The 3,161-nt window shown below is 69.8% G+C and carries 1 protein-coding gene and 2 pseudogenes; 2 read left to right on the forward strand and 1 reads right to left on the reverse strand.

The features are described 5' to 3' along the window. A pseudogene (locus tag AC1D15_RS23955) lies at positions 1 to 202 on the reverse strand (nuclear transport factor 2 family protein); the annotation flags it as partial. 152 nt (positions 203 to 354) lie between these two features. Between AC1D15_RS23955 and AC1D15_RS23960 the strand changes: the two are divergent. Together AC1D15_RS23960 and AC1D15_RS23965 are read left to right on the forward strand one after the other, a co-directional pair. Then, entirely contained in the window at positions 355 to 1,635 is a 1,281-nt protein-coding gene (locus AC1D15_RS23960; RefSeq protein WP_465113651.1) for an ATP citrate lyase citrate-binding domain-containing protein, read from the forward strand. 25 nt (positions 1,636 to 1,660) lie between these two features. Continuing rightward, positions 1,661 to 3,161, forward strand: a pseudogene (locus AC1D15_RS23965) (CoA-binding protein); the annotation flags it as partial.

A 3,161-nucleotide genomic window follows, 5' to 3' on the forward strand; every position in this document is an offset into this window, starting at 1 on the left:
GCCGCACGCACTGCGAGCGCACCGACCGCGCACGCGCCATCACCTTGTGCTCACCCGCCACGTGCGCGTCGCGGCCGATGCGTGGCGGCGACTGGTTCTCCTGCATCGTCGAACGCTCGGTGTAGAACGCCTCGCAGGCCTCGGCGTGCGCGTTGCGCTCGACCATCGCGATGAAGCTCTCCAGCGTCTCGGGCATCGGCATCGTYGTTCTCCAGAGCGGGTCGGGGAAGGGCGACATTGTGCGTCGAATAGCCCGAATGAACGTCGGATGACAGCGGTTCGACAGGCCGGCTGCGCACCATCGCGGCCACGTTGCGGCACCGCCTGGCAACGACAGCGACAAGGAGACACCCCATGCAGATCACCGGCATGTTCCACGGAGCGCGCCTGTTGCAGTTCGTCGGTTTCCCCGCCACCGAGGTGCTCGGGCCCGGCGCGAGCGAGGAAGAGATCAAGTCGCTGATCGATCGCCATGGGCAGGTGTTCGTGAAACCGATGTTCAAGGGCGGCATCGGCCAGAAGGGCAAGGCCGGGCTGCTGGGGCGGGCGAGCGACCTGCGCGCGGCGCTGGCCGAGAAGGAGCGGCTGTACTTCGCCGAGCACGCGGTGGGCGGGCAGCGCGCCAAGGCCAACGGCGTCACCTTCGAGGCCGGCGTGCCGGCGCGGCACGAGGTCTATTTCTCGATCACCGATTCGACGCGTTTCCGGGCACCGACGATGACGCTGACGCACCGCGGCGGCGTCGACATCGAGGAGGTCGAGCGCCGCGAGATCGCCGTCGTCCCGTTCGATCCACTGACCGGCCTGAAGGCCTTCGTCGTCGCGAACGCGCTCAGCGAGATCGGCGCGCCGCGCGAGATCATCTCGCCGCTGGTGCAGCAGTTGCCCAAGCTGTGGGACCTGTTCCACGACTTCGGCATGACGACGCTCGAGCTGAACCCGATCCGCCTGCGCGAGGACGCGAAGGGCCGGCTGGTGCCGGTGGCCTGCGACTTCAAGTGCGGCTTCGACCGCGACGATCCGCGCTGGGCGCGGCTCGGCCTGCCGGCGCACCTGTTCACCGCTGATCACTCCGATTTCGAGCAGGAGATCAACCAGCTGCGCACGCACCAGGGGCAGAGCGATGTCTACGTCGTCAACGACGGCGGCACCATCCTCGCGCCCACCTTCGGCGGCGGCGCGAATTCGCTGGTGACCGAGATGCTCGGCGACGCGGCCATCATCTCCTCCGACTTCGGCGGCAACCCGCCGTACGAGAAGATGAAAGAGGTCGCGCGCATCTGCTTCCGGCACTGGCTGAAGCAGGCCAACGTGCTGTTCATCATCGGCGGCAAGTCGAACAACACCGACATCCACGAGACGCTGCGCGCGATCGCCGACGCGCTGCGCGAGCACGTCGGCCTGCACGGCGCCACGCCGCTGTACGTCGTGCTCGGGCGCGGCGGGCCGAACCTGGTGCGCGGCATGGCGGTGCTGCGCGACACCTGCGACCAGCTCGGGCTGCCGTACCGGATGTTCGGCTTCGATTCGGACATCAGCCAGGTGATCTCGTACGCGAAGCAGGCCGATGCGTGGATGAAGTCCGGCGGGCGCGCGCAGCTCGCGGCCGGGCTGGGCCTGCCGGAGTCGGCATGAGACCCCTCACCAGGAGAGCAACACCATGCAGATGAATCCCTTGCAGAAACAAGGCGTCGGCGATTTCAGGTACTTCGTGGGCACCAGCTCGCTGGCGCAGATCGCGACGCGCGACGACCGCGTCTGCGTGCTCAACATCCTCGGTGCCGAATCGAGCGAGGTGACGCCGATCGGCCATGCCTGGTCGGGCGGCAACGTCGTGTTCGGCACCGCGCCGGGCAAGGGCGGGCAGGTGCTCACCACCGCGTCGGGCGACATCCCGGTCTACAACAACGTGCGCGACGGCCTGCAGGCCGGGCACCGCTTCAACTGCGGCGTGGTCTACCTGCCGCCGGCGGCCGCGCGCGACGGCGTGGCCGAGCTGATCCGCGTGAACCCGCAGCTGAAGAAAATCTTCATCGTCACCGAGAAGATCCCGGTGCACGATGCGCGCGAGATCCGCGCGATGGGCCAGCAGGCCGGCGTCGACATCTTCGGCGCCAACGGGCTGGGCGTGGCCGACGCCTGGAACCGGGTGCGCATCGGTGGCGCGCTCGGCGGCGATGCGCCGGGCGACACGCTGCGGCCGGGCTCGATCGCGATCTTCTCGAACTCCGGCGGCTTCTCGACCACCATCGCGCAATACCTGCGCATGAGCGGCTGGGGCACGACCACGGTGGTCTCCAGCGGCAAGGACGTCTACATCCACTACGCCGCGCCCGAGTTCGCGTTCGCACTCGCCAACGACGCGCGCAGCAAGGCCGCGGTGCTGTACTGCGAGCCGGGCGGCACCTACGAGCTCGACGCCCACTTCACGAAACCGGTGGTGGCCTGCGTGGTCGGCCGCTGGAAACGCCGGCTGACGCGCGCGGTGGGCCATGCCGGCGCGATGGCCGGTTGCGAGGACGATGCGCTGGCGAAGGAGCGCTGGTTCCTCGACAAGTTCGGCGTCGACGGCATCTTCACGCCCGAGGAACCGCGCTTCTCGGCGCGCGGCGCGCTGGTCACCAACATCGCGCACATCCCGGCCGCGCTGCTGGCGGTGATGCGGGCCAACGCGACGCTGCCCGACTTCGAGCCCGAGGGCAGCCTGGTGCTGAAGCCCTGGTTCGCGTCCGACGCCGGGCTGGCGCTGCCGCCGGCGCTCGCGCTGCAGGTGGTGGCGCCGGCCGCGCCGTATGYCGCGCAGGTCGAGCAGGTGAACCGGCAGGTGGGCGGCATCGTGCCGCGGCAACCGATGAAGGATGCATCCGGCGCCTCGCAGATGGATGCGCAGACGCAGCTCAGCAGCCTGCACGGCGTCTCGATGCTGCAGGCGGCGACGCTGCCGTTCGAATCGCTCGTCAAGCTGGCGCTGCTGCACGAGGCCGGCGACGAGAACGACCGGCGGCTCGTCGCGACGGCGATCGCCGCGCACGTCAACCTGCACGGCACGCCGATGCTGGCGGCAGCCCAGGCGGCACGCGAGGCCGGCAACGCGCCGAACGCGGTGCTGGCGGCCGCCGTGGCGATCGTCGGGCCGCGCGGCCAGCAGGGCGCGCGCGAGG

This window comes from Rhizobacter sp. P2_H2 (genome assembly GCF_056403375.1).

Coding starts and splice junctions, on each gene's coding strand:
- AC1D15_RS23960 (WP_465113651.1), top strand. CDS start 355: ATGCAGATCACCGGCATGTTCCACGGAGCGCGCCTGTTGCAGTTCGTC.